Source organism: Nonomuraea solani, assembly GCF_900108335.1.
Lineage (GTDB): Bacteria > Actinomycetota > Actinomycetes > Streptosporangiales > Streptosporangiaceae > Nonomuraea > Nonomuraea solani.
Genome location: NZ_FNVT01000003.1, coordinates 584,996 through 607,795, shown reverse-complemented (window position 1 = coordinate 607,795; position 22,800 = coordinate 584,996). Strand labels below are relative to the sequence as shown.

The following is a 22,800-nucleotide window of genomic DNA, read 5'->3' as shown; positions in this document are numbered from 1 at the left end:
CCGGTGGTGCTCATCCACGGCGGCGGCGGTCAAGGGCTGGACTGGATGAGCACGCCCGAGGGCCGGCCGGGATGGCGGACCCTTCTCACCCTGCCACCCCTGCGCAGGACCGTCCGACGGCGATGTGCTCCGGACGGACGCCCATGCCGATGAAACGACCCAGGAGGTGGCGTAGCGGCGGCAGTGTTCGGAAGGCTGTGAAGATCGGTGGCACGTGCTGGGTGGTGTCGTCGCCCAGGTTCTTGGGGTAGAGATCGCGCAGGATGCCGAGCTGGAAGGCCTGGGTGATCCTCGCGGGGCGTTCTCTTCGTGATTGCACCCGGGCCAGATCGGCGTCTTGTGGTTCGCCGCCTCGGGTGAGAAGCGGGCCCAGCAGGTTGGCGGTGGCCACCGCGTCCTGCACGGCCAGGTTGATGCCCACGCCGCCCGCGGGGGACATGGCGTGGGCGGCGTCGCCGATGCACAACAGCCCTGGCCGGTGCCACCTCGGCAGCCGGTCCACCCGGACGCTCAGCCGGTGCACCGCCTCCCAGTCGTGGATGTGGTCCACGCGGTCGCGCAGGGCGGGTGCCAGTTGCGCTACCCGGTTCCGGAACGCCGGCAGCCCGGCGGTCTTGAGCTCGGCGAAGGCGTCCGCCTGGATCGCGTAGGCGAGCTGCCAGTAGTCACCACGGTCGATGGAGATCAGTGCTCCCTTGCCGCCCTGGAAGAAGGGCACCCGATCCTCTGGGCGGCGGGGCAGGCGGAACCACAGCACGTCCATGGGGGGCGAGGCGCTGACGGGGGTGAGGCCGGCGCGGTCCCGTACGGTGGAGTGGCGGCCGTCGGCCCCGATCACCAGGTCGGCCCGCACCTCCACGGGGCCGTCTTCGGTCTCGGCCAGGACGCCGGTCACCCGCTCCCGCTCGGTGAGGAGTTCCGTCGCCTGGGTGCGGCGCAGGAGGCGGAAGGAGGGGTAGGCCGTGGCCTTGGCGGCCAGGAAGTCCAGTACGTCCCACTGCGGCATGAACGCGATGTAGGGGCAGCGCACCTTCAACCGGCTGAAATCGGCGAAGGTGACGTCCTGGCCGCCCATGTTGACCGCCACCTGGGGCATCTTGGTGTGCGGGAGGTCCAGGAACTCCTCGATCCATCCCAGCTCGGCGATCAGTTGCAGGGTGGAGGGGTGGACAGTGTCGCCGCGGAAGTCGCGCAGGAAGTCCGCGTGTTTCTCCAGCACGATCACCTCCACGCCCTGGCGGGCCAGCAGGAGCCCGGCCATCATGCCCGCGGGGCCGCCCCCGACGACACAGCACTGTGCGCGCATCTCATCCTTCTTCCGGAAACAGCAGCCCGACCAGGGCCGTGATGTCGATGGGGGTGCCCAGCCGCCGGTTGACGGCGACGGTGGCGAACAGGGTTCTGGCGGCCGTGACCGTGTCGTGCGGGCGCAGTTCGCCGGCATTGATGCGTTCGAGCAGGAAGTCGCCGATGAGCCGCTGACCCTCGCTCACCAACGTCGCCAGCGGCGCGCGGGCCTGGGCCGAGCTGAAGAACACCGCCATCAGCTCGGCGTTGTCGGCCAGCAGCCGGTCGAACGCCTCCAGCAACTCGGCCAGCACCTCGGGAGCCGGCCGCGAGTCGTGCTGCTCCGTCCGCAACTCCCGCAGGCGGGGCAGGAAGCCCCGCTCCGACAGCAGCGTCTCCACCATCGCTTCTTTGCTGTCGAAGTAGCGATACAGCAGGCCCGGTGTCACATCGGCGGCCTGAGCCACGTCCTTGACCGTGGCCCCGTCCACGCCCTTGTCGGCGAACACGCGCAAGGCCGCGTCCAGCAGTTGCTCGCGGCGCCATACCGCCTGCTCACTTCGAGTCCTGGACATGACCACCTCATTGAGTAAACGTTTATTCATCGTAGCATGTGAGTGATCCGCTACCTCCGACGCTGGGCACTGCCGCGTCCCCGGCCTGCTGGAGCCAGGCGTCGACGTGTTGGCGGAGGGCCTGGACTCACATCGGTCGCAGGACCGTGTCGAGAAAAGCGCCGCTTACCGGGCTGAGCGGGCGTGAGGAGGGGGCGGCAAGGGCGACCTCGAACTCGGCCGGGAGCTCGCGTACCCGCAGGAACCGCACGCCGGGCGCCTCGCAGGTCAGGAACCCGGGTACGAACGCGACTCCCAGCCCGTGCCGGACCAGGTCGAGAATGGTGGATAGGTCGTTCATCTCGAATCTGACCTGCCGCTCGAGACCGACCGCGGCATAGGCCGCGTCCACTGCGGAACGCACCCCCCAGGTGGGAGGGAAGTCGATCGTGGTCTCGGCGGCGAGATCCGCCAGCCTGATGGTGTCGTGTGTGGCCAGGGGATGGTCAGGGTGGCAGGCCAGGAGCACGGTCTCGGTGCCGATCGGGTACAGGACGAGTCCGGGCAAGGGACGGGTGACCAAGAGGAAGGCGAGGTCGAGGTCGCCGTTGTGGAGCCGCTGGGCATGATCGACGATGTCATGGGCGCCTGTGCCACGCAGCTGGATGGCGACCTGGGGATGCCCGGCGCGGAAGCGCGCCAGATGGGTGGCGATGCCGGTCGGCGAATAGCCGTACAGGATGCCAAGGTTGAGCGTGCCGATCAGCCCGCCGCGGATGCGTGCGATCGCCTGATGGGCGTCGGCGACGTCGGCGAGGATGCGGCGAGCTTGAACGAGTAGGGCGTGACCAGCGGGTGTGAGCTCGACGTGCTGGGTGGTGCGCAAGAACAACGGTATGCCGAGCTCACGCTCCAGTGCCTTGATGGAGGAGGAGATGCCGGACTGCACGATGTGCAGTCGCGCGGCCGCGCGGGTGAAGTTTCGCTCCTCGGCTACGGCGACGAAATGTTCCAGCTTACGAAGATCCATCTGTGTTTCAGCTCAACCCATCCCAGTTTCATGTTGGACCGAGATCGATGGTCCTTCCACAGTAGAGGTCATGTCCAGAACAGGGCTGTCCATAAAGATCGTGGGCGGGTGCTACGCGGCCGGCATGGCCGCCAACACCGTGCCCACGCCGCTTTACCCGCTGTACCAGCAGCGCGACCAGCTCGATGTCTCGATGGTGACGCTGGTCTACGGCGTATATGCCGCCGGTGTGCTGGCCAGTTTGCTGATGGTCGGTCGGGTGTCCGATCACGTCGGGCGGCGGCCGGTGCTGGTCGCATCGGTGGCGGTGCAGGCGCTCGGCATCGTGGCGTTCGTGCTCTGGCCGGGACTGGCGGGGCTGCTCGTCGCGCGGGTCCTGTCCGGTCTGGCCGTGGGAATCCTCACGCCCACGGCCAGCGCCTACCTGGCTGATCTCTACGCGGACGCGGGCCCGGACCGCGCGGCGAGAGTCGGCACCGCGGCCAACTTCGGCGGCCTGGCCGCTGGGCCGCTTATGGCAGGGACGCTGGGTCAGTGGGCGCCCGCGCCGCTCGTGCTGCCCCATCTGGTTCATGCGGCGCTGCTGGCATGGGCCTTTGCGGGGCTACGGCTGGTGCCGGAAACGCGGATCGCGGTGTCCGGGTGGCGATACCACCCGCAGCGACCGGCGATCCCCGACTCGGGCAGGGGCCTGTTCTGGTCGGCGGCATGGGGAAATCTGCTGGCGTTCGCGGTGCTGGGCATCTTCGTGGGCATGGTGCCCGAATTCCTGGCCGCCATCGGCCACGGCGGATCACCCGCGCTCTCGGGCGCGGCGGTGTCCGCGGTCCTGGCCGCGGGCGCGGTGACCCAGCTCTTCACCGATCGGCTAAAGCGCACTCGCTTGGTCGTGTCGTCCCTGGTCCTGTTGTTGTGCGGGTTGACGCTGGGCACGGTTGCCATCTGGACATCGGGGCTGGTCATATTCCTGCTTGGTGGTGTGTTGTGCGGGGGCGGTGCCGGCCTGCTGTTCAAGGTGAGTCTGGCGACGGGGACGACGCTGTCGTACGGCGGGCACGAGCGGGCCGGGGTGTTGGCCACGCTGTTCCTGGCCGCCTATGTCGGTATGTCCGTGCCGGTGATCGGCCTCGGGGTGGCCGCGCGGCACGCCGACGCGCGCGTCGCGCTGACCGGCTTCACGATCCTGGCCACCTGCGTTCTCGGCGGTGTCGCACCGGGCCTGCTCCGAAGGCACCCGTCGCGTCTTGCCGGCAACGCTGTGCGCTGCCAGAAGGTGCACCGGCTTCCGGACAACTAACGGGCCACGCCGAGCTGGTTGGCGGCGAACCGCAATTCATGGCCCGTTTCGACCAGGTCGCAGACCTGCGACGCTTGCACGCACACCGCCCCGGGACAGTCGGGAGAGCCAAGCCCCTTTTCCCGGTGCGTGGCCTGCGGGCATCGAGACCACGCCGACGTCAACGCCGCGAAGAACGTACGTGATACGGCGGCAGAGCGGGCGGAGGATGTCAAGCCGCCTCATGGGGGGCGTCCAACTGTTTGGTCCTGATACGTGTTGACCCGATTGACCAGGTGATCGCGTAGAAAACGGCGAAGGCCCCAAGGAGACGAGTGGTATCGGTCATCCCGATGGTCGCGGCCATGGGTGCGACCGCAAGCGTCGACAGCCCCTGTAATGCGGACGAGAGGCTGAAGACGAACACCATGACCCGCCCACGGAGGTGGTCGGGGGTCGTCAGTTGCAGACCATTGAGGGCGAGGATCGCACACGCGCCTACTCCGATGTGGCCTAGCAAGGCCGCGGCCATTCCCGGGCCAAGGTGAGTGCTGTGAGCCAGCAGCAAGTATCCGAGGCCGAAGGTGGCCAAGGCCGCCGAGGCCACGTACAGCCGTCGACGGGTTGAGCTGCCCGTGAGCAGTCTGCCCACGAAGGGCCCGAGAACGGCGCCGAGCCCTTGCGCGAGGTACAGGGCGCCGACTCCCGCGTCGCCGACATGGAAGCGATCGAGGGCGTAGAGGGGCAGGAGTCCGACCATCCCGTAGCAAAGACGCAGTCCTGCGGTCAGCCACATCAGGGCCGATGCCACCGGAGTCGTTCGCAGAAACCGCCAGAGCTCGGCGGTGTCAGCCCGTATCCGCAGCCGGCGCGTTGTCATGGCGCTGGAGAAGGGCCGCTTGATCTTCGCGACAAGAAGCGCGGAGACAAGGAACGAGGCGCCATCGATGAGGAGTGTGGCCGACGTCCCCCATGCCGCGGTGACCACGCCTCCCAGGCCGGCTCCCACGAGCAGGCCGGCCGAATACAGGCTGCCGATCACGGTCTGGGCCAGTGGCAGTTCCCGGCTGGTGACGAGGTTCGGCAGTGCGGCCTCAGGGATGGGGCCGGCCACCGCGGCGAGCACGGACAATGCGGCCAGGCACCCCAGGGCCAGCGCTACAGAACCAGCATGAAAAGCGATCAGTAAGCCGATGACCGGAACCACCGAGCCCAGGTCGCACGCGACTCGAAGACGTTGCCGGTCGAAGCGGTCGGTCATCGGCCCGATCAGCGGGAACAGCAGCACTCCAGGAAGAGAGTTGATCGCGAACAGCAGCGCCGTCCACCCGGCCGAGCCGGTGTGGTGGTAGACGAACCCGCTCAAGGCGACGAAGGCGAACCAGTCGCCGCTCAGGCTGAACGCGCAAGCACCGATGAGACGTCTGACATCGGCGTTGCCGCGTAGCAACGCGAAGAGGCTTCCGGAAGACGGCGGGCAAGAAGGCGACACCGATGACTCCAGCAGTGATCGATCCCGGGCAGCGACCGGGAGAGAGCGACGAAGACGAGTCGTCGGCCCCGCACCCTGCGGGGGAGCGGGGCATCTGCTGGTCAGGCACAAAGGTGCTGCATAGCAGCATGGTAGATCATCGGCACCGCAGTATGCATCGAGCGGATCCGATGCGATGGCGGGCCGCGCTCTCGCGCAGGTGGCGGGACCATGTCCCCGCTTCAGGCAGAGACATGGCGGCACAAGACGGTCGGGCCCCGTTGCACAGGCGATCAAGAACGGCCCCGACGGGCCCGGGGCCGGCCGAAGAGCAGCGCGAGACCGTGGCTGAAGGCGATCAGCGACGCGTTCGGCGACGTCGCAGCCTGCCTGGGCAGCCGTCGCCGCTTCTTCTGATCGTAAGCTGCGGATACCGTGATGGGGCGGGGTCCGTCTACGCGCGGTGGTCGTCGTGTGAAGACTTGGGCGAGGAAGCCGTCGAAGGATGGAGCGGTGGCGATCGAGTGTTATGCGGCTGATGGTTGGGGCGCGCGTTGGGGCAGGGCGGCGGTGAGCGCCAGAGCCAGCATCGCGATCAGCGCGAACGTGGTGAAGGCGGAGTCGTAGCTCCCGCCGGCCATGAGCACGGCGGCGAGTTGTGCGCCGATCGCGCCACCCGCCGTCCTGATGATCGTGTTGACGCCGGTCGCCATCCCCGTCTGGTGTACGTCGACCGAGTCCACCACGAGGGTGCCGAACGCCGCGAACGCCAGCCCGTAGCCGGCGCCGAGGAACAGGCCGATGACGCAGATCTGCCACAGCTCGTCATGCGCGAACACCAGCGCCACGCAGGAGACGATGCCCAGCGCGGCGCCCGTGCGGACCGAGAGCCGGCCGCCGAGCCGCGGTGAGAGTGGGGTGGCGACCAGCATCGTCGCGACCATGGGCAGCAGCGCCACCGCGATGCGGTCCTCGGCGACCAGGTGCGGGATCAGTGTGACGACGCCGAACATGGCCGCACCGATCGCCACGGTGGTGAGGTTCGTCACCATCATCGTGCGGCGGCCGAGCAGCCGGAGGTCGACCAGCGGCTGCCGTACGCGCAACTCGACGACGGCGAAGCCGGCGAAGAGCCCGGCCGTCACCACGAACACGCCGATGGCCGGGCCCGCCCCCCAGGACCTCGCCTGGCTGATTCCCAGCAGCAGTCCCGCTAGGGCGCAGCCGAGCAGCACCGCGCCCAGGAGGTCGACGCGGCCGCCGCCGGTGGGCTCGTCGGCTGGCAGCAGCGTCACCAGCACGAGCGCCACGATCCCCAGTGCGAGCAGCGGCCAGAACAGCCAGCCCGTGCCGAACGCGTTCATCAGGGGGGCCGCGGCGAGCATGCCGGCCGCGCCGCCGATGCCGAACATGGCCGACAGCAGCGCTATGACACCCGCCAGCCTGGCTGGCGAGACCGCGCGGCGCACGAGCCCGAACGCGAGCGGGAACAGGCCGCCGGAGACCCCGGCGAGGGCCCGCCCGGCGAGCAGCAGGGGGAAGGAGTCGGACAGTGCGCACAGCAGCAGGCCCGTGACGAAGAACCCGAGGCAGGCCAGAGCGATCCGCCGGTAGCCGAACAGGTCACCAAGCCGCCCGGCAATCGGCGTCGCGATCGCGCCGGCGAGCATGTAGGCGGTCAGTGCCCACGGTGCCGCGGTGGCGGACACGCCGAACTCGCGGGTGAACGCGGGCAGCGCCGCGATCACGATCGTCTGCGCGGTGCTCGCCGCGAACGCGGCCACCAGCACTGCGGCGACGGTGGTTCTCGTTGCCATATACAGGCCTTTCGTGGATGTGCAGCGGAATGGGAGGAGCGGCGGGAAGAGTCCAGCCGGGGCCCTATCAGGCGTCCTCGGCCAGTGCGCGGCGTGCCCAGTCCCTGGCCTGTGCCAGGTCGCGAGTCGTGTACGTGGGGCAGCCCCACAACTTGTCGGCCGATCGCAAGGATTTTTCGGGCAGGTCGCCCTCGAGCACGAAGGCCAGGCCGCGACACCATCGGCGCAGGCCCGGCCGGATCTGCATCAGCATCCGCACCCGGGCCCGCGCTTCCTGCCCGCGCGAGGCGGGTTCCGAGGTTGTCAGCGCCACCACGGCGGCGAAGGGTGTCTGTCGCTCCGTGGCCGACCGTAGCGCCGAGGTGACCGATGCCGGATCCCCATCGCTCACCTCGAGCAGTGGCCACTGGTCCCAGTTCTCCATGCGCACCTCCGATTAGGTGACTTACTTAAACATCTTGCGGACAATGTCCGCAAGTAGGATGCGTGCCGTGACAGATCGCCGGCCGTGGGGCAGCTTGGAGAGGGCGCAGATCATCGACGCCGCGATCGAGCTCGCACGCAAGGAAGGCGTCGAGGCGCTCACCATCCGCCGCCTCGCCGCCGAGGTGGGAGCGTCCCGGATGGGGCTGTACCGGCACGTGGCAGACAAGGAGGCGCTGCTGGACCTGGTCGCCAACGAGGTCGCCATGCGCCAGGTGATCCCGGACGAGGCGCTGAGCGGCCCGTGGGAGGAGCGACTCCGGCGGCTCGCGCACAGCATGCGTGACGTGCTGCGCCAGTACCCTGGACTCGTCGACCGCGTGATGAGCCGCGCGAACGCCGGGCCGGGCGGGGTGCGGATCGCCGACACGATCGCCGACATCTTCGCGGCGGCCGACCTCGACGACGTGGCCGCGGCACGATACTTCCTGATCTTCGTGGACCTGGTGTTCGGGCGAGTGCAGCGCGAGCTGCAGGGCGACCCGACCACGCCACGGCGCAACGCCGAGCTGTTCGTCGCCGCGGAGGCCAGCCGGGACGCGGAGCGACTGAAGGCCCTGCTCCCGAGCCTGCGGGCGGTGACGCCTGACGAGATCTTCGACGCCGAGCTCGACATGGTGATCAGCGCGATCCGCGCTACCGCGCGCTGACCCCGCACCGGCGCGGTCATGCGACGTCAGCGGCGTGACCACCAGATGACGGGCAGCTCGGTCACGCCGTAGATCAGGCTGTCGTCCTTGTACGGCGGCTTCTCGACGGGTACGGCCAGGCGCAGGGTGCGGCCCGGCAACGGTTGGCCGATCTGGCCTCGGAGCCATCGCGTGACGCCCGCTCCGGCGTGGTGTACGTCACGTGCGCTTGGCTTGCGTTGGAGCGCGCTCCAACTTCTACCGTTCCTCTATGACCAGCGCGGCGCCACAACCTGTGGAAACGCTCACCATCACGCAGGTGGCGGAGCGGACAGGGCTGTCCCCTGACACCCTGCGGTACTACGAGAAGGCTGGCCTCATCAGCCCCATCAGCCGATCCGCAGGCGGCCGGCGCCACTATGCCCTCGCCGATCTGAACTGGATCGCCTTCCTGCTCAGGCTGCGTGACACGGGCATGTCCATCGCCGACATGCAGCACTTCGCAGCGCTGCGCCGTACGGGCGGCACCACCATCGCCGACCGGCTTGTCCTGCTCCGCGAACATCGCGCCCGCTTGGACGAGCGCATCCGTCACCTGCAGGCCAACGGCGACGCGCTGGACGACAAGATCGACCACTACGTGAAGCTCATGGGAGAGATATGAACCGCGACAAGCAGTACGAACACGGCCTGGCGATGCTCCAGCAGATCGACGGCGAAGCCGGACAGAAGGTCATCGACTCTCTGGCCGACATCTCCCCCGAACTCGGCCACCAGGTCGTCTCCTGGGCCTTCGGCGAGATGTACGCCCGCCCGCAACTGGCACCCCGCGACCGGCAACTGGTCACCCTCGGCATGCTCACCGCCCTCGGCGGCTGCGAACCCCAGCTGGAAGTGCACATCAACGCAGCACTCAACGTCGGCCTCACCCCGACCCAGATCACCGAGGCACTACTGCACGCGGCCGTGTACTGCGGCATGCCCCGCTCGCTGAACGCCACCTTCGTCGCCAAGAAGGTCTTCGCCGCACGCGGCCTCCTTCCCGTCACCAACACCACCAGCTGACCACCCGCCTCACGACACGCCAGGCATCGGCCGGCACAACCGTGCGTTATCTCGGGTGTTTCCTGACCGACCCGACCGTTGGAGGTGCCGAACGAGGTCCTGGACGCGGTCGCCGCTCAGCTCGGACGTGAGGAGCGGCACGGCGGTGGAAACGCGGAGGAAACGCGCTTGTGTGTTGGCTATCCTCGCCCGCCGTGTTCGGTCGGCGGAGCGGACCGAGGAGTCTTTGCATGACTGACCTGCACTTCCCCAATCGGCGCGCGTTCCTGCGGCGGACGGGCTTGGCCGTGGCGGCGGGAGCGGTGCTTTCGCCGGCGGCGCCGGCCCTGCCGGCCGCCGCCGAAGCGGACGGGGACGCCGACGCCCTGTTCAAGGCCGGCAGATTCGCCGCCGCCGAACGCGGCTACCGGAGCAGGCTGCGCGCGCAGCCGCGTGACGCAAGAGCCTTGGCGCAACTCGGATACCTCGCGCTACTGTCCAACCGCTTCGAGGAGGCGGAGAAGCGGCTGTCCAAGGCCCTCGACCTGGAGCCCGGCGACGTCGCCTCGGCTCAGCGGCTGGCCGAGTGCTTCGTCCGGCAGGACCGGCTGTCCAAGGCGGTGCCGTTGCTGAGGAAGGTTGACCGGCCGCGCGAGAAGGCGCTGACCGAGCTCTACTCCCACATCAGCGGCACCCCGTGGCAGCTGCGCGGGGCGAAAAGCGCGCACATCCCCTTCGTCACCCTCGACCCCGTACCCGCCGTCGAGGCCACGGTGAACGGCCGGCGCGGTACCTTCTGGCTCGACACCTACGCCACGCTCGACCTGTCGGAGGAGATGGCGCAGGAGGCCGGCCTGCGCGCGGTGACCACCATGTCCGGTGGGGTGGCCAACAACCAGCCGATCACCATCTCGCTGGGCATTCTCGACTCGTTCAAGGTCGGCAACGTCGAGGTCCGCAACCTGCCGGTCCAGTGGAGCAACGCACGGCGTCCGCCTCTGCCAGACGGCACGTCAGCGGCGGGCGCCTTCGGAACGACGATCTTCTACCACTTCCTGACCACGATGGACTACGCCCGCAAGGCCCTGACCTTGAGGCCCAGGACGGAGGCCGCACCACGAGCGCACTTTGTCGACCGGCTGCCGCTCTGGCTGGCTGGCGATCACTACCCTTGCACGGTGGGCAGCCTCGGCGATTACGGCCCGCGCATGGTCACCGTCGACACCGGCGGCATCGGCGTCGCCCTCGACACCACGGTGCAGATCGCCGAGCAGGCGGGCGGCATCACCGTGGACCGCGACCACCCGATACCGCAGCCCGGCGGCATCAAGCTCTACCCGATCACGGCCGAGCGCATCAGCCTGGGCCGCGCGGTCGGCCGCAACCTTCCGGGCCACGCGGCCGACAATGTCTTCCCCGGCTTCCCCGGGCCGGGCCAGTCGGCGATGTTCGGCTTCGACCTGATCGCCAACTTCACCCACGAGTTCTTCAAGCCGTATGCCATCACCTTCGACTACCAGCGCATGCACCTGACCATCACCCGCGGGTGAACTCGCGCCGAGACGACCGTGACGGTTGTCGTCATCTGGGCGGTTCACACCCGCCTGGAACGGACGTACCGGCTCCAGCGTGAGCACCATAATCCGATGGAACCGCACGCCACCCACTGGGACGGCGCCCGGCTTACCCTGTGAGACACACCCCGGATGATCCTCAACACCCGGGCCGCCCTGGTCAGCGCGCTCTGCATCGGCGAGCAGACGGTCCGGGCAATCTCCCCTTTCGTCGGCGGCGCGTTCGGCAGCGGTCTGGGGGCCTGGGCGGATTTCCCCGCTGCGGGCGGCTCTGGCTCGTCATACGCCTCGACGCAGGTCAACAGCCATCATGACGCAAGGCCGTACTCAACGATGTGATGGTGACCCGGTTCGCTCCTACTGGAAGGCCAGGAGACCGGCGAACGTGTGCCGCCCTCCAACGTGCTCCTTCGCCTGGCCTACCTCACCATCAGGAATACGTTCTCTGCGCTGCGGTTGCCGCCCATGGGCGGCCGGCATAAGGACGGCTTACCGGACGAACCGACGACTTCGGCTGGTCATTCTCCAAGCCGCTCAAAGAGTCCGGCACCACGATCACCACCGAGGAAGGCTTCGCGGGGCCGACCGAGCCCGCTGTCGTGTCCATGTGGGAACGATCGAGGTAATTCTGTTCTGCACGCCCACCCGGATATTGCTCAAGGTCAAGGCCAAGAACAGCACGGTCATGGTGGACGGGGAACGCCGCCGCCGAGGTGTCCGGTGACACAGTATCGGTGGTTGTCGGAACGCCCGCCGCTCGCAAGGAATCTCTGCCTCAGGCGAAGGTGCGGCCGAGCTGGCCACATGCCCGCCCACGCCACTTGACGATCAACCGCCAAGCCTCCGCGCAGGAGATACGGCACCGCGCCGGCACTCGGTAGCCCGGCGTTCTCCGGGTCAATGGTGCGGTGAGTCTTTTCGCGGATCTGGAACCTTCAGTACCGTCAGCTTTCTGGTCCGCGGCACACGCTGCCCGGCGCGGGCAGGCGCAGGCTGGTCAGGTAGCGGTTGACGTGGGAGATGATGCAGGAGACGCCGGCGTTGTAGAGGCCGTGGCCGTGCCACTGGTACTGGATCGCGGCCGAGCCGGGCACCCGCCCGACGATCTCCGCGGCACGATCGGAGTCCGTCCAGGAGCCGACGCCCAGGTAAGGCGGCAGTCCCTGGGCAGGCAGCGGCGCGGGCTCGTTCTTGACGGGGGTCGGCCAGCCGGCACAGGCGAGCGGGTGCCAGACTTCGGATCCGGCGAGATTCGGCAGCAGGCGCTCGCCTTCGCGGCGCTTCTTCCGGTACTCCTCGTAGCTGGAATATCCGTGGCCGTCGGCGCAGTGGGTCATGTTGATCCCGACCCCCGCCGTGGCCTTCGGGCTTTTCGTGGTCTGCCGGACGTAGTCGGCGAACCTGGAGGCGTCACCACCGGCGGCCCGTTTGATCGCCTCGGCGACTTCCGTCCATCGGGGGTACTCAGGCTCGGCGCCCGGTTGCCTGAAGCTGGGGAAGGCGGCGAACTTGAGGTCGAAGCCGCTGTAGGCGGCCTGCGGCGATTCTCCCCTGACCGGCACCGGGACGCGGTCGGCCCGTGCCACCAGCGCCCGCCAGACCTTGCCAACGTCCTGGCCGTGCAGGGCGCAGGTGGTGGCCTGCGCGCACCAGGCGGTGAAGCGGGCGAAGGACTCCTCGTTGACGAGCCAGCTTCGCGCGCGGTTCATGAACAGGTTGACCGGGCCGTCGAACACCATCGCGCGCACCCGGCCGGGGAACAGCCGGGAGTAGACGACCCCGGGTATGCCGCCGTAGGAGTTGGCGATGAAGCTCAGCTTCTCCTCGCCCAGCGCCACGCGGATCGCCTCCATGTCCCGCGCCACGGAGGTCGAATCCATGTTGTCGAAGGCCTCGGGGTCGGTGGCGCGGCATCGCTCGGCCGCTGCCCGGTTGCGCCTGCCCTGCTCGGCGTATTCGGCGCGGGTGTCGGGCAGGGTGATCCACGGGCCGGAGAGAAGGCACTCGGTGGGCAGCAGGCCCTTGTCGGTGGTGTTGCGGGGTTCGACGCTGACCACGTCGAATCGTTCGCGTAGCTCGGCGAAACTTGCTGCGGCCTTGCTCAGATCCTCCACGCCCGAGCCGCCCGGCCCGCCGGGGATGGCGAACACGGTGCCCATCCGGCGTTGCGCGCCGATGACCGGCAGCAGCCCGACGGTCAGGTCGATCTTCCGCCCGGCCGGCTTGTCCCAGTTCACCGGTACCTCGACCGAGGCGCAGCGCATCTCCTTGAACAGGGTCTTGTCCGTGCAGTCGGCCCAGGCCAGCGTCGAGGCGGGGGCCGGCGAACTCGCCGCGGTGGCGGGCAGCGCCGAGACCAGGACGGCCGCGACCGTGCCGATCGCCAGCACCTTGATCCGGCGGCCGGTCAACGCGATCACGGTCGCGCCCGCCGTCAGCGCGGCGAGCACGTACCCGACCAGCAGTCCCGCCGCCGCGGCGGGCGGCAGAATGCCGCCTCCGACTCCCGCGATCTGGAGCGGCAGGTTCTCGATCATGTACGAGGCGGCCTGCGCGCGCAGCGGCATGGGCAGGGCCTTGGCCGCCGTCGGCAGCACCACGATGATCACGGTCAGCACGACCAGCGCGCCGGCGGTGGAGCGGATGGCGGCCCCGACGCCGAGCCCGATCAGCGCGACCGCGGCCATCGACAGCCCGGCGGCGATCACCGAGGCGAGCACGCCCGGCTCCGACAGCGAGGTGCCCAGCGTCGTCCCGTCGCGGAGCAACTGATCGGCCCGGTCGCCGAGCGTCGCCATGGAGGCGGCGTGCATGGTGAACGCCAGCACCTGACCCGCCACCAGCGTGACCGCGGCCAGGCCCGGCACCTTGGCCAGCAGCAGCACCTGCCGGCGCGGCACGGCCGTCAGGCTGGCCTGGATCATCCGGGTGCCGTATTCGGAGGTGATCGTCAGGGCGCCGAGCAGGGCGAACACCAGGTAGGCGACCGCGATCCCGTTGCCGACGCCGTCCCCGTTGCCGGTGAAGGCCATCTTCTCGTCCGCCGTCTGGTCGTCGAACCCGCGGCCGATCAGGAACGCGAACCCGGCGCAGGCCAGCACGGCTGCCACCGAACAGGCCAGCAGGTACAGGTTGGAGCGCAGGGAACGGAACTTCAGCCACTCCGAAGCGATCGCGTCGATCATCGCACGCCCTCCTTCGAAGCGGCTCCGCCGCCGGTTCTGTATTCGGTGCTGTGCTCGGTGAGTCGCATGGATGCCTCCTCCAGGGACGCGCCACGGGGAGACAACTCCGCCAGCGCCAGCTCCCCGATCCGGGCGGCGTTCAGGTCACGGACGTACAGGGCGCCGTCGCCCTCGGACACCACCGTCGCTCCGTGCGCGCGCATGAGGCCGGCGAACTGCTCCGGGTGCGGCGTGCGGACCAGCACGTCGCCCTGCAAGTACCCGGCCAGGGCATCCATGGCGGTATCGGCGATCAGCCGACCCCGCCCGATGACGATGAGATGTTCGGCGGTAACCGCCATCTCGTTCATCAGACGGCTGGACAGCAGCGCGGTACGGCCTTCGTCCGCCAGCGAACGCAGCAGGCCGCGCAGCCAGCGGATGTCTTCCGGGTCCAGCCCGTTAAACGGCTCGTCGAGGACGGCCGGGGGATCGAGGCGTGCGGGCGCCCGTTCACCAGCGTCTGGCCCGCGGCGGGCACCTCCAGCCCGAGCACGACCCGCATGGTCGTGGACGTGCCGGCGCCGTTCGGCCCCAGGAACCCGGTCACCAGCCGCGGTTTCACCGAGAACGTCAGGTCGTCCACGGCGCGCGTGCGGCCGTATCGCATGCTCAGCCCCCTCACATCGATCATCTCTTCCTCTCATTCGCTCGGCCGGGCTCGATCGGCTCGCTGTGATCGAGCCTGTCCAGGCTTCCGCTCTGGGAGGCCGGACTCCATGGGCGTCGGCCCACCGCCCGGGTGGGAAATCGCCACCTCGGAAGGTGGGGCCAGCCCCACCGCCGTCCCCGGAACGGTGGGGCAGGCGGTGTCCGTGATGGGAATACGACCCGCGCCCAGCGGGCCCGCACGGCCGGCTGCGATCGCTGTGGCGGCATACGCTGCGAATCAGCCGCAAGGCCCTCATCGCCCTCGCCGAGGAAGATCCTGCCCCGGCCGAGCCGGGCCGCGCCGCCGTCAACTGGCCCCGATCACCCCGCCTACCAGCTTCTTCTGACCGCGCTCCACCGTCTCCCGATCTCGTGATCGATGACGTATTGGGCACGTCGCCGTTCAAATACGCGAGGGGCCGGCGGGGGTCGACGTGGCCGGTCAGAGCCCGCCGGCTCATGCAGCCGAGACGAGAATGCGGCCCCGGGCGGCTGAGTCTCTCTCAGCTCCCGGATGAACCGGGGGCGCCCGCCCTGGGCCTTTTTCATTCCGGCAAAAGCTCGGTCACTGTGCGGCTGGAGCAATGCCTGGGCTGGGACTGACGCCGGCCGAGGCCCGCCGCGTCAGGGCCCGTCTTTGCACCTCACGGCCAGCGGCACGGTACTGGGCGTTGGACTGGCTTATTGAGTTTGTTGAATTGTCGTTTCCATCGGGTCTGACGGTGACGTTCAGTGTTCCCCAGTGGCGTAGCGGCTCCGCGCTCCCCCGCAGGGCTTCGGGTTGTGGCCGCGATGGCGATGTCGCGGCTCGTCTACGGACGCTCACAGACCTCCATCAGGGCCGCCGAGATGCTTGTGGCAGGGCGTCGCGCGCGAGGTTCTTCAGGGCTTTTTGCGCCGCGGTGAGGTGCGGGTTGATGTCGAGTGCGCGTGTCAGGTGTTGTCGGGCCTCGGCGTCTGCGCCGAGTGCGTGGGTGATCTCTCCTCGGTGGTACGCGAAGCGTGCGCTGCGTCCGCCCAGGGCGTCGGCGCGCCGGACGAATGACAGGCCCTCGGCGCTGTGACCGGCCCGATGAAGCGCCCAGCCGAGGGCGTCGGCGACGTCCACGCTCTTTCGTCGATTCCACTCGGCTCGCAGAAGGCGTACGGCTTTCCCCGGGTCGCCGTGGTCGGCCTCGAAACGGCCCAGGGCCAGATCGTCAGGCTGTAGCCGCTGCAGGGCGGCGAACATGACGAACTGGGCCTGGGCTTCGGAGTGGCGGCCGAGTGACTCGTACAGATCGCCGAGTTCGGCGGCGTAGGGCGGGCCCGCCGCCGCGTAGTCGTGCAGCGCCTGTTCCGTTCGCCCCATGGCCGCGTTGGCCCTCGCCCGGCCGGCCAGGGCCGGCCCGAAGCCCGCGCGCGCGGCCTGGTCGAAGAGTTCGTGGGCTTCGGATGGCCGGCCCGTCTCGTAGGCCAGTTCGCCGAGACGGTACTGGCAGTAGGCGACATCGCCCGGGGCGACCGCCATGGAAGACGCCCGCTGAAGGACCGAGCGCGCCCGGTCGACGTCTCCGGTCAGCCAGAGCAGATGCGCGGCCCGGGTGAAGGACGCGACGCCCGGCCGCAGGTCGAGCATCTGCTGCAGCGCCTGCCGCGCGGTCGCGTACTCCCCGAGTTCGACCAGCGCGTCGGTCAGGACACCGAAGGCGGCCCAGCGGCGCGGGTCGATGTCCCTCGCCTGCTCCGCCCGTTCGCGGGCCGCCGGGAAATCGTGCCGGGCGTTGGCGAGGGCTCCGAGGCCGACCAGCGTGTCCACGTTGGCGGGGTCGATCGCCGTGGCCTTGCGCAGGGCGCCCTCCGCCTTGACCTGGTAGGAGACGTCGCCGCTCTGGCGGGCGCGCTCCAGGTAGGCGTTGCCGAGTTCCGCCAAGGTCTGCGCGTGGTCAGGATGCCGGCGGAGGTAGTCCTGTGCGGCCTCGATGAACCCCGTCGCAGTGGCCTGCCGGTCCGGCGCGCCGGGGCGAGGCGATCCGAACAGCCCGAACATGACCAGGCACGTCGCCACGGCCAGAACAATGCCAAGTGCCTTACACATTCTCATGTGCCTCCCACCTCGCCATCCCGTTGCCGGCCCCGCACCTCGCATACTATTTACAGAGAGTAATCATATGATTACTATACGCTGCAGGGTGGTCAACGAGGTCGGCGCGCCACGATCTGAGGTGCTCACCCCTCCGGCATGGCGCAGATCCCACTCCGCCGCCGCCCCCGTTCGGCGGCGGTTCCACCAAGGGAGTCCCAGATGTCCATCAAGCGCATCGCCATCATCGCGGCGGCCGTACTGACCTCGCTGACGCTCACCCCCACAGCCGCGCTCGCCGCCGATCCGCCGCCACCGAAGCCGGGGCCGGGGATGTACATCGCCCCCTGGGGAACCGCCCACTTCCAGTTCGGAGCGAAGCTCCACAGCGAACTCCAGCGGACGGGCACCACGCTCACCGGCATCAACCCGGTCAACGTCCCCGACGGCCGGACACTGGTGATGAAAGTCGGCATGCAGCACAACAACATCAATACCGGGGTCCAGATCTACTACCCGGGCGGCTGGTCGCTCAACAACCCCGGGCAGGGCACCCAATTCGACGTCGACCCGTTCTGGCTCAACATCGTCCAGGGTGGAACCAACGCCGCCGTGAAGATCAACGGCACACCGGCGGATGACAACTACAAGCTGGCCACCTTCAACTCCGCGCAGGTGGCCGAAACGCTCCGGCCACGGTTCTTCGGCTACAAGATCGACAAGTTCCCGATGAAGCTGACCGCACGATGGGCCGCGGACCTCAATCGGCTCTTCGGCACCAGGCTCGTCGCGGGGGATCCCTTCGGGGACCTAACTGTGGATCTCACGTTCGTGCCGCCTTCCGGAGGCGCGTGACCTCACTCGGTCCGGGAGATGGACCACGCCACAAACGCAGCCGCCAGAGCATGGCGGCTGCGCCGCCGTGGGAACGCGCCGGCACTGAGCCGGTATGAACTCTCTTCTCGTCATCCGAGCCGATAGGTGCCGCATGGAAATCTCACATAGAAGGCGGACGAAGACGCCGAAGCTGGCCGCAAGCGCAACCGGGGCGATCCTGCTGGCGACGATCGCCGGCTCCGGGCCCGGCACGGTCCAGGCGTCGAGCCATCTCGATACCGTGCTGCTGGCCGCCGATCCGCAAATGGACACCACCGACCTGTACGCGTTCACCAGCCTCGACAAGCCGGACACGGTGACGCTCATCGCGAACTACTTCCCGCTTCAGGGCCCCGTACCCTCGCCGAGGTACAAGTTCGCGACAGACGCCTACTACGACATCGACATCGACACCGACGGCACCGGCCGGTCCAGCCTCACCTACCGCTGGACGTTCAAGAACACAGGTCCGCTCGGTCTCGGGCCCGACCAGTCGTACACGCTGCAGGAGCTCCGCCCCGGCCGGCCGGCACGAACCCTGGTGAGCAACGGGATCGCGCCCACGGTGTCCACCGGGCCGTTCGGCGACTTCGCGGCCCGCCGCAAAAGGGCGATCACCACACTCCCCGGCGGTGGGCAGACCTACGCCGGCCAGGCGACCGACCCCTTCTTCTTCGACTTCAAGATCGCCGGCATGCTCCGGCTCGGCTTCGCCACCCTCGCCCCCAAGACCGACCTGGGCCTGCAGGAGAACATCGAGACACTCGCCATCCAGGTGCCCAAGACAACCCTCGCACGGGGCGGCGACCCGCAGCGCAACCCGGTGATCGGAGTCACCACGGCCGCCGGCCGCTCCACACTCGACCTGCGCGGATCGAGCGGCGGGGGATACCGGCAGGTCTCCCGGATGGGCAACCCCAACTTCTGTGACGCGATCATCCCCGAACTCGCGCCCCACTACAACACGATCACACCCGCAGACGATCAACGGGCAAAAGGGCTGATCGACACCGTACGCAAGCCTCGGCTGCCCCACACGATCGCGGCCAGTTCCGGCACGAAGGCACCGGACGAACCCCGTACCGACCTCGAGGAGATCTTCCTCACCGGGCTGACCACCAAGGCGAACGGGCCCATCCGCACCGATCTGAACTCTCAACTGCTCAACCGGGACGCCGACCCACAAGCGTTCGCGCCCTCCGACCAACTACGGCTCAACATGACCACACCGCTCACCGGGCGACCGAACCGATTCGGCGTACTGGACGGAGACCTGCAGGGCTTCCCCAACGGCCGCCGGCTCGGCGACGACGTCGGCGCCATCACCGTCCGCATGCTCATGGGAGAACCCGCCGGCCCTGGCGCACCACACCTCGGCGAGAGCCCCATCACCGGACCCGGCACCCCGACAGGACCGACCTTCCCCTACGTCGCTCTCCCTCTCATGCAGACATAGGGTACGGCCGGGCGGCACCGTCACCTGCGGCGCGTCCTGATCGAGCACGCCGATCAGGACACACCGCTCCCCAACCACCGGTGCGGAAACGACCCAGCCCACGCATGATCACCAAGCTGACCCTCGCCACGGTCCTCGCCCGCCACCGAGCAGTACCGCGAGCCCGGCTGGCCCAGCGCATCGACGCCGAGTTCGACCGGATTCGGCGTGAGCTCGGCGACTTGCCCGGGATCGTGGCCAGCCCGGCCCGGCTGCGCACGATGCTGCGCCACCTCACCAAGGTCCTGCACCCCGGCGTGCTCAACGACTGCTTCTTCCAGTCTGCCGTCGCCGTCTGCGCCAAGCGCGCGAAGCCGCTCGGTGGCCGGCCGCTGCCGATGATCAACATGTGCTCGGTTTGCCCGAGCTCCCGGCGGACCGCCGTTCACCTTCCCCGTCTCCGCCTGGTCCGGAACCAGGCCCGGGACACGCTCGACGGTTCGGCCGGGTTGCCACCGCTGCAGCAAATCGCGCTCACCAATCACGTCACCGATTTCGACCAGCTCATCGCCGAGCTTCACCAGGACGGAGCACCCTGCGCATGACCGCCATCACGACCGACACCGACCGAGTCGTTCAGGCCGCGTTCGCGCGCCTGGCCCGTGAACGCTCGCTCACGGACCTCGACCGGCAGATCATGAACGGCTTCGAACGGCTCATGCTCGGCCAGCCCGAGATCACCGACGGCACCGTCACCGTCACCAACATCTGCACCGAGGCCGGCGTCTCCCGCGCCTCCTACTACCGCTCCCCGGTCGCCGCCGCCACCAAGGAGCTCCTCGCGGCCCCGGCCGTCGCCCGGCCTGAGGCCGAGGAACTGCGCGCGGAAATCAGCCGGTCGAAGAAGGCTGACCGCGAGCTGCGGTCGGAGAAGGCGGCCGACAGCCGCGAGCTGACCGACACGGTGAACACCTACGCGAACCACATCCAGGTCCTCACGCTGCGCAACACGGAGCTGGAAGAGGAGAACCGGAGTCTTCGCGAGCGGCTGGAACGCGCTGCCTGCAACGTCACCCCGCTGAACAGCCGCTGAGTCGGTGGCGGCCCACTGCCCTCATCGTTGCTGTCCGCGGGTCCCCAGAGCAATGGCCTGCTCACCTAGAGGTGATCGCCTGAGAAGGGCCAAAGGTCAGAGATAGAGATTCTGCCCATCATCGACAAGCTCCGCCTGGCCACCTGACCGCGACGCGGCCAAGCCGCGCCGACGGCACGCCTCCAGTAGATGGGCGTGCCGTCGGCGGATATCCCGGATCCTCGCCCGGGTGCGCGACCGTGCAGGGTCACCGGCGGAGTGCGCGTACTTGCTTAGGGGTGGTCTGGCCCCTGAGTCACCCAGAAATTAGTCCGGTGGGTGTTCTTTGGACACCATGCCTCCGACACACCAGTCCCTCCGGTCATGTTGCCGTGATAGGCCGGACCCCCTCCGTCGGCGCACTCGAGGTGAACCTGATGCCAATGCATCCATGTCTGCGGCTTGCAGAGCGACCGAGCCCCGAACTGCTCGTACTTGATGAGGCCCCCGCCGATGCGGTGAGTTGGCTCTGCCCAGCAGGGATCTGCGCGGGCCTGCTGTCGCGCCGCGGTCGAAGCTTGCGCGGCGGGGATGCTGAGCACGCCACAGACCGCAGCCGCGACCAGTAGCGCGTTCGCAGTCCGGCGTCTCAATGGGTTCATCGCCCCTCCAGAGGGATAGGCACGCACCGCATGCACGTGATTACGTAGAGTATAAGTTTCCTTCGTCTGCCAAGGCCAAAGGTTTTCTTGCCGCCAAGGTCGGCGGCTGGTTGAAGGCCGTCACCGGGCGCCACTGACCTCGAGCCTCCAGTTGCATGCCTCGGCCGGAAACGCCGGCCTCACGAAGAAAGGCCCCCCGCCGATCGCATGGCAGCGCCCCCAGTTGGCATGAAAGGCACAGCATGCAGATTCGGACGTGACTGGACTGTACGGCCACCATCAAACGCCCCGATCTCGCGAGCGAATCATCCCTGTCACTTATTGAAATGCCGGCCAGAATGGCCGAGTTAGGACACCGCAATCGGCTAATTTTAGTCAAACCGACATCGGAATCCGCTCCGCGGTGGCGGCATCTGGTTGGTCACGGTCTGGGCGCTGGCCTTCCGCACGACTGTGAGCGCCGCGATGCTCAGGCCATGACGGACTGGGCGAAGTTGATCGAAGCGGTCGCAGGCTTGGTAGGGGCTGTCGCTTGGCCTGCGGCTTTTGCCGTCGCGGTGTGGCTTGTGATGCGACGCCACAAGGACGCCGTTGCCCGGCTCATTGACCGGCTGGAACAGATCATGCTTCCCGGCGGGCTTGAGATTCGCCTGAAAGTGGCCGAACAGCAGGCTCGCGACGAAATTCAATCTCTTGTGGAACGAGCAGCGACGGAGCTCGACCCGCACGCGAGGAAGCAAGCCGCCGAAGAACTAGCCGAACGAGCTGAGGAACTCGGCGCGTTGGGAATCATCAGCCGAGGGCCATGGGTGGAAGCAGAGCCAGACATCCGTACAGAGCGACAGTGGGCCAAGTTCGCCGAGTGGATTGAAGCCGCGAGAAGGAAACGGCGACCTGCTGAGCCCCCTAAAGACGCTCCCGACTAGCCTCCCATTCACGGCAAACTGGAGTAATCCTTACCCTTGATCGGCCCATCCTCGGAGGCAGGCAGGACAATCGGCCGTGGCTCTCGTAGTCCGCCCCCGTCGTCCTGCAGCCAGACGCACGGCGCGGGCTCCGGGATGGGATCATCGGAAATGTACGCAAGTACGCCGCGCATTGCGACATGCTGCGCGCCCTATTCCTCATGGCGCAACTCGACGCCGACGCCCTCGATGGCACCGTCCACAGCTTGGAGTACGGACACGCCCGCGGGCGGCAGCAGCACGAACCACACCGGCATTGGAACAGAACACCCGGCACGCCAACCTGCCCGCACACAAATTTATCGAGTCGCCTCAAGGCGATTCGGGGCGGCCATCACAACAGACCAAATCAAACCCACCCCACCTGAGCAAACGGCACACCATAGTGCGAGGCGCTCTCAGCCACAACACCGAACGCAACAACAAAACGCGACACCGAAACAACGCCGGACAACGCCCCACCCATGAACCCGCAACAGCGAACGCGACACCCCCAGCGGGCTCAACGGCAGTCTCCCCCTCTCAGACCACGGGTTCACCTTGCCCCACCAAAAGCGCCCCTCATTCCCGCCCAACCGCCCTGACGCTGGACAGCCGACCGGCACCGGACCGGTATCGACACCTACCTGCACCCAAGTGTCAAGCCCCCGCATCGCGCCGGACATGCCTCAGGCGGCGACGACAGCAG

At 68.3% G+C, this 22,800-nt stretch carries 20 protein-coding genes and 1 pseudogene; 12 read left to right on the top strand and 9 right to left on the bottom strand.

Annotated features, from left to right (window positions below):
• Window positions 1-85: 85 nt before the first annotated feature.
• From C4V41_RS13880 to C4V41_RS13870, 3 genes are all read right to left on the bottom strand, one after another.
• A complete protein-coding gene (locus tag C4V41_RS13880) occupies window positions 86-1,306 on the bottom strand; it encodes an FAD-dependent oxidoreductase (RefSeq protein ID WP_103956221.1) in 1,221 nt (406 codons plus the stop codon).
• Between the two features lies 1 nt (window position 1,307).
• The gene (locus C4V41_RS13875; protein ID WP_160150276.1) at window positions 1,308-1,862 is read right to left on the bottom strand and encodes a TetR/AcrR family transcriptional regulator; all 555 of its coding nucleotides are present in this window, start codon (window positions 1,860-1,862) and stop codon (window positions 1,308-1,310) included.
• A 127-nt stretch (window positions 1,863-1,989) separates the two neighbouring features.
• Window positions 1,990-2,871, bottom strand: coding sequence for a LysR family transcriptional regulator (locus C4V41_RS13870; protein ID WP_200823961.1), 882 nt, complete (start codon window positions 2,869-2,871; stop codon window positions 1,990-1,992).
• Between the two features lie 70 nt (window positions 2,872-2,941).
• On the opposite strand from C4V41_RS13870, the gene C4V41_RS13865 reads away from it, so the two are divergent.
• Together C4V41_RS13865 and C4V41_RS13860 are read left to right on the top strand one after the other, a co-directional pair.
• On the top strand, window positions 2,942-4,168 hold the full coding sequence (locus C4V41_RS13865; RefSeq protein ID WP_160150275.1) for an MFS transporter: 1,227 nt from the start codon (window positions 2,942-2,944) through the stop codon (window positions 4,166-4,168).
• Window positions 4,169-4,186: 18 nt separating this feature from the next.
• Window positions 4,187-4,420: a zinc ribbon domain-containing protein gene (locus C4V41_RS13860; protein ID WP_103956218.1), complete on the top strand. Its 234-nt coding sequence runs from the start codon at window positions 4,187-4,189 to the stop codon at window positions 4,418-4,420.
• Here C4V41_RS13860 and C4V41_RS61800 read toward each other — a convergent pair.
• From C4V41_RS61800 to C4V41_RS13845, 3 genes are all read right to left on the bottom strand, one after another.
• Window positions 4,380-5,597: an MFS transporter gene (locus tag C4V41_RS61800; protein ID WP_160150274.1), complete on the bottom strand. Its 1,218-nt coding sequence runs from the start codon at window positions 5,595-5,597 to the stop codon at window positions 4,380-4,382. The two genes, C4V41_RS13860 and C4V41_RS61800, sit on opposite strands and share 41 nt — an antisense overlap.
• 548 nt (window positions 5,598-6,145) lie before the next feature.
• On the bottom strand, window positions 6,146-7,435 hold the full coding sequence (locus C4V41_RS13850) for an MFS transporter (protein ID WP_103956216.1): 1,290 nt from the start codon (window positions 7,433-7,435) through the stop codon (window positions 6,146-6,148).
• 67 nt (window positions 7,436-7,502) lie between these two features.
• On the bottom strand, window positions 7,503-7,859 hold the full coding sequence (locus C4V41_RS13845) for a hypothetical protein (RefSeq protein ID WP_103956215.1): 357 nt from the start codon (window positions 7,857-7,859) through the stop codon (window positions 7,503-7,505).
• 67 nt (window positions 7,860-7,926) lie between these two features.
• On the opposite strand from C4V41_RS13845, the gene C4V41_RS13840 reads away from it, so the two are divergent.
• From C4V41_RS13840 to C4V41_RS13820, 5 genes are all read left to right on the top strand, one after another.
• Window positions 7,927-8,568, top strand: a complete 642-nt coding sequence (locus C4V41_RS13840; RefSeq protein WP_160150273.1) for a TetR/AcrR family transcriptional regulator — start codon at window positions 7,927-7,929, stop codon at window positions 8,566-8,568.
• Window positions 8,569-8,818: 250 nt separating this feature from the next.
• On the top strand, window positions 8,819-9,211 hold the full coding sequence (locus C4V41_RS13835; RefSeq protein WP_103956213.1) for a MerR family transcriptional regulator: 393 nt from the start codon (window positions 8,819-8,821) through the stop codon (window positions 9,209-9,211).
• Window positions 9,208-9,612, top strand: coding sequence for a carboxymuconolactone decarboxylase family protein (locus C4V41_RS13830; protein WP_103956212.1), 405 nt, complete (start codon window positions 9,208-9,210; stop codon window positions 9,610-9,612). Before C4V41_RS13835 ends, C4V41_RS13830 begins: the two co-directional genes overlap by 4 nt.
• 230 nt (window positions 9,613-9,842) lie before the next feature.
• Window positions 9,843-11,141, top strand: coding sequence for a tetratricopeptide repeat protein (locus C4V41_RS13825; RefSeq protein ID WP_103956211.1), 1,299 nt, complete (start codon window positions 9,843-9,845; stop codon window positions 11,139-11,141).
• A gap of 156 nt (window positions 11,142-11,297) precedes the next feature.
• Complete coding sequence (locus C4V41_RS13820) at window positions 11,298-11,504, top strand: hypothetical protein (RefSeq protein WP_103956210.1); 207 nt, start codon at window positions 11,298-11,300, stop codon at window positions 11,502-11,504.
• A 605-nt stretch (window positions 11,505-12,109) separates the two neighbouring features.
• Here C4V41_RS13820 and C4V41_RS13815 read toward each other — a convergent pair.
• From C4V41_RS13815 to C4V41_RS13805, 3 genes and pseudogenes are all read right to left on the bottom strand, one after another.
• Complete coding sequence (locus tag C4V41_RS13815; protein ID WP_103956209.1) at window positions 12,110-14,350, bottom strand: alpha/beta fold hydrolase; 2,241 nt, start codon at window positions 14,348-14,350, stop codon at window positions 12,110-12,112.
• Window positions 14,347-15,023 (bottom strand): annotated as a pseudogene (locus C4V41_RS66100) (ATP-binding cassette domain-containing protein). The gene C4V41_RS13815 and the pseudogene C4V41_RS66100 overlap by 4 nt, the downstream one beginning before the upstream one ends.
• Window positions 15,024-15,875: 852 nt before the next feature.
• The gene (locus C4V41_RS13805) at window positions 15,876-17,087 is read right to left on the bottom strand and encodes a tetratricopeptide repeat protein (RefSeq protein ID WP_160150272.1); all 1,212 of its coding nucleotides are present in this window, start codon (window positions 17,085-17,087) and stop codon (window positions 15,876-15,878) included.
• A 237-nt stretch (window positions 17,088-17,324) separates the two neighbouring features.
• Here C4V41_RS13805 and C4V41_RS13800 point away from each other — a divergent pair, with 237 nt between their 5' ends.
• The 5 genes from C4V41_RS13800 to C4V41_RS60680 all read left to right on the top strand — a co-directional run bounded on the left by C4V41_RS13800 (window position 17,325) and on the right by C4V41_RS60680 (window position 22,073).
• Window positions 17,325-17,957 carry a hypothetical protein gene (locus C4V41_RS13800; protein WP_103956207.1) on the top strand — a complete coding sequence of 211 codons (633 nt, stop codon included), beginning with the start codon at window positions 17,325-17,327 and terminating at the stop codon, window positions 17,955-17,957.
• 133 nt (window positions 17,958-18,090) lie between these two features.
• Window positions 18,091-19,434: a DUF4331 domain-containing protein gene (locus tag C4V41_RS13795; RefSeq protein ID WP_160150271.1), complete on the top strand. Its 1,344-nt coding sequence runs from the start codon at window positions 18,091-18,093 to the stop codon at window positions 19,432-19,434.
• A 104-nt stretch (window positions 19,435-19,538) separates the two neighbouring features.
• Window positions 19,539-20,018 carry a hypothetical protein gene (locus C4V41_RS13790; RefSeq protein ID WP_103956205.1) on the top strand — a complete coding sequence of 160 codons (480 nt, stop codon included), beginning with the start codon at window positions 19,539-19,541 and terminating at the stop codon, window positions 20,016-20,018.
• Window positions 20,015-20,506, top strand: a complete 492-nt coding sequence (locus tag C4V41_RS13785; protein ID WP_103956204.1) for a hypothetical protein — start codon at window positions 20,015-20,017, stop codon at window positions 20,504-20,506. The genes C4V41_RS13790 and C4V41_RS13785 overlap by 4 nt, the downstream gene beginning before the upstream one ends.
• 1,117 nt (window positions 20,507-21,623) lie before the next feature.
• Window positions 21,624-22,073: a hypothetical protein gene (locus C4V41_RS60680; RefSeq protein WP_146103648.1), complete on the top strand. Its 450-nt coding sequence runs from the start codon at window positions 21,624-21,626 to the stop codon at window positions 22,071-22,073.
• Window positions 22,074-22,800: the final 727 nt, after the last annotated feature.

Bases quoted from the DNA above. Each gene is read 5' to 3' on its own strand.
- C4V41_RS13835 (WP_103956213.1), top strand. From the start codon at position 8,819: ATGACCAGCGCGGCGCCACAACCTGTGGAAACGCTCACCATCACGCAG.
- C4V41_RS13880 (WP_103956221.1), bottom strand. From the start codon at position 1,306: ATGCGCGCACAGTGCTGTGTCGTCGGGGGCGGCCCCGCGGGCATGATG.
- C4V41_RS13850 (WP_103956216.1), bottom strand. From the start codon at position 7,435: ATGGCAACGAGAACCACCGTCGCCGCAGTGCTGGTGGCCGCGTTCGCG.
- C4V41_RS60680 (WP_146103648.1), top strand. From the start codon at position 21,624: ATGACGGACTGGGCGAAGTTGATCGAAGCGGTCGCAGGCTTGGTAGGG.
- C4V41_RS13870 (WP_200823961.1), bottom strand. From the start codon at position 2,871: ATGGATCTTCGTAAGCTGGAACATTTCGTCGCCGTAGCCGAGGAGCGA.
- C4V41_RS13820 (WP_103956210.1), top strand. From the start codon at position 11,298: ATGATCCTCAACACCCGGGCCGCCCTGGTCAGCGCGCTCTGCATCGGC.
- C4V41_RS13875 (WP_160150276.1), bottom strand. From the start codon at position 1,862: ATGTCCAGGACTCGAAGTGAGCAGGCGGTATGGCGCCGCGAGCAACTG.
- C4V41_RS13785 (WP_103956204.1), top strand. From the start codon at position 20,015: ATGACCGCCATCACGACCGACACCGACCGAGTCGTTCAGGCCGCGTTC.
- C4V41_RS13790 (WP_103956205.1), top strand. From the start codon at position 19,539: ATGATCACCAAGCTGACCCTCGCCACGGTCCTCGCCCGCCACCGAGCA.
- C4V41_RS13815 (WP_103956209.1), bottom strand. From the start codon at position 14,350: ATGATCGACGCGATCGCTTCGGAGTGGCTGAAGTTCCGTTCCCTGCGC.
- C4V41_RS13800 (WP_103956207.1), top strand. From the start codon at position 17,325: ATGTCCATCAAGCGCATCGCCATCATCGCGGCGGCCGTACTGACCTCG.
- C4V41_RS13825 (WP_103956211.1), top strand. From the start codon at position 9,843: ATGACTGACCTGCACTTCCCCAATCGGCGCGCGTTCCTGCGGCGGACG.
- C4V41_RS13830 (WP_103956212.1), top strand. From the start codon at position 9,208: ATGAACCGCGACAAGCAGTACGAACACGGCCTGGCGATGCTCCAGCAG.
- C4V41_RS13865 (WP_160150275.1), top strand. From the start codon at position 2,942: ATGTCCAGAACAGGGCTGTCCATAAAGATCGTGGGCGGGTGCTACGCG.
- C4V41_RS13795 (WP_160150271.1), top strand. From the start codon at position 18,091: ATGGAAATCTCACATAGAAGGCGGACGAAGACGCCGAAGCTGGCCGCA.
- C4V41_RS13845 (WP_103956215.1), bottom strand. From the start codon at position 7,859: ATGGAGAACTGGGACCAGTGGCCACTGCTCGAGGTGAGCGATGGGGAT.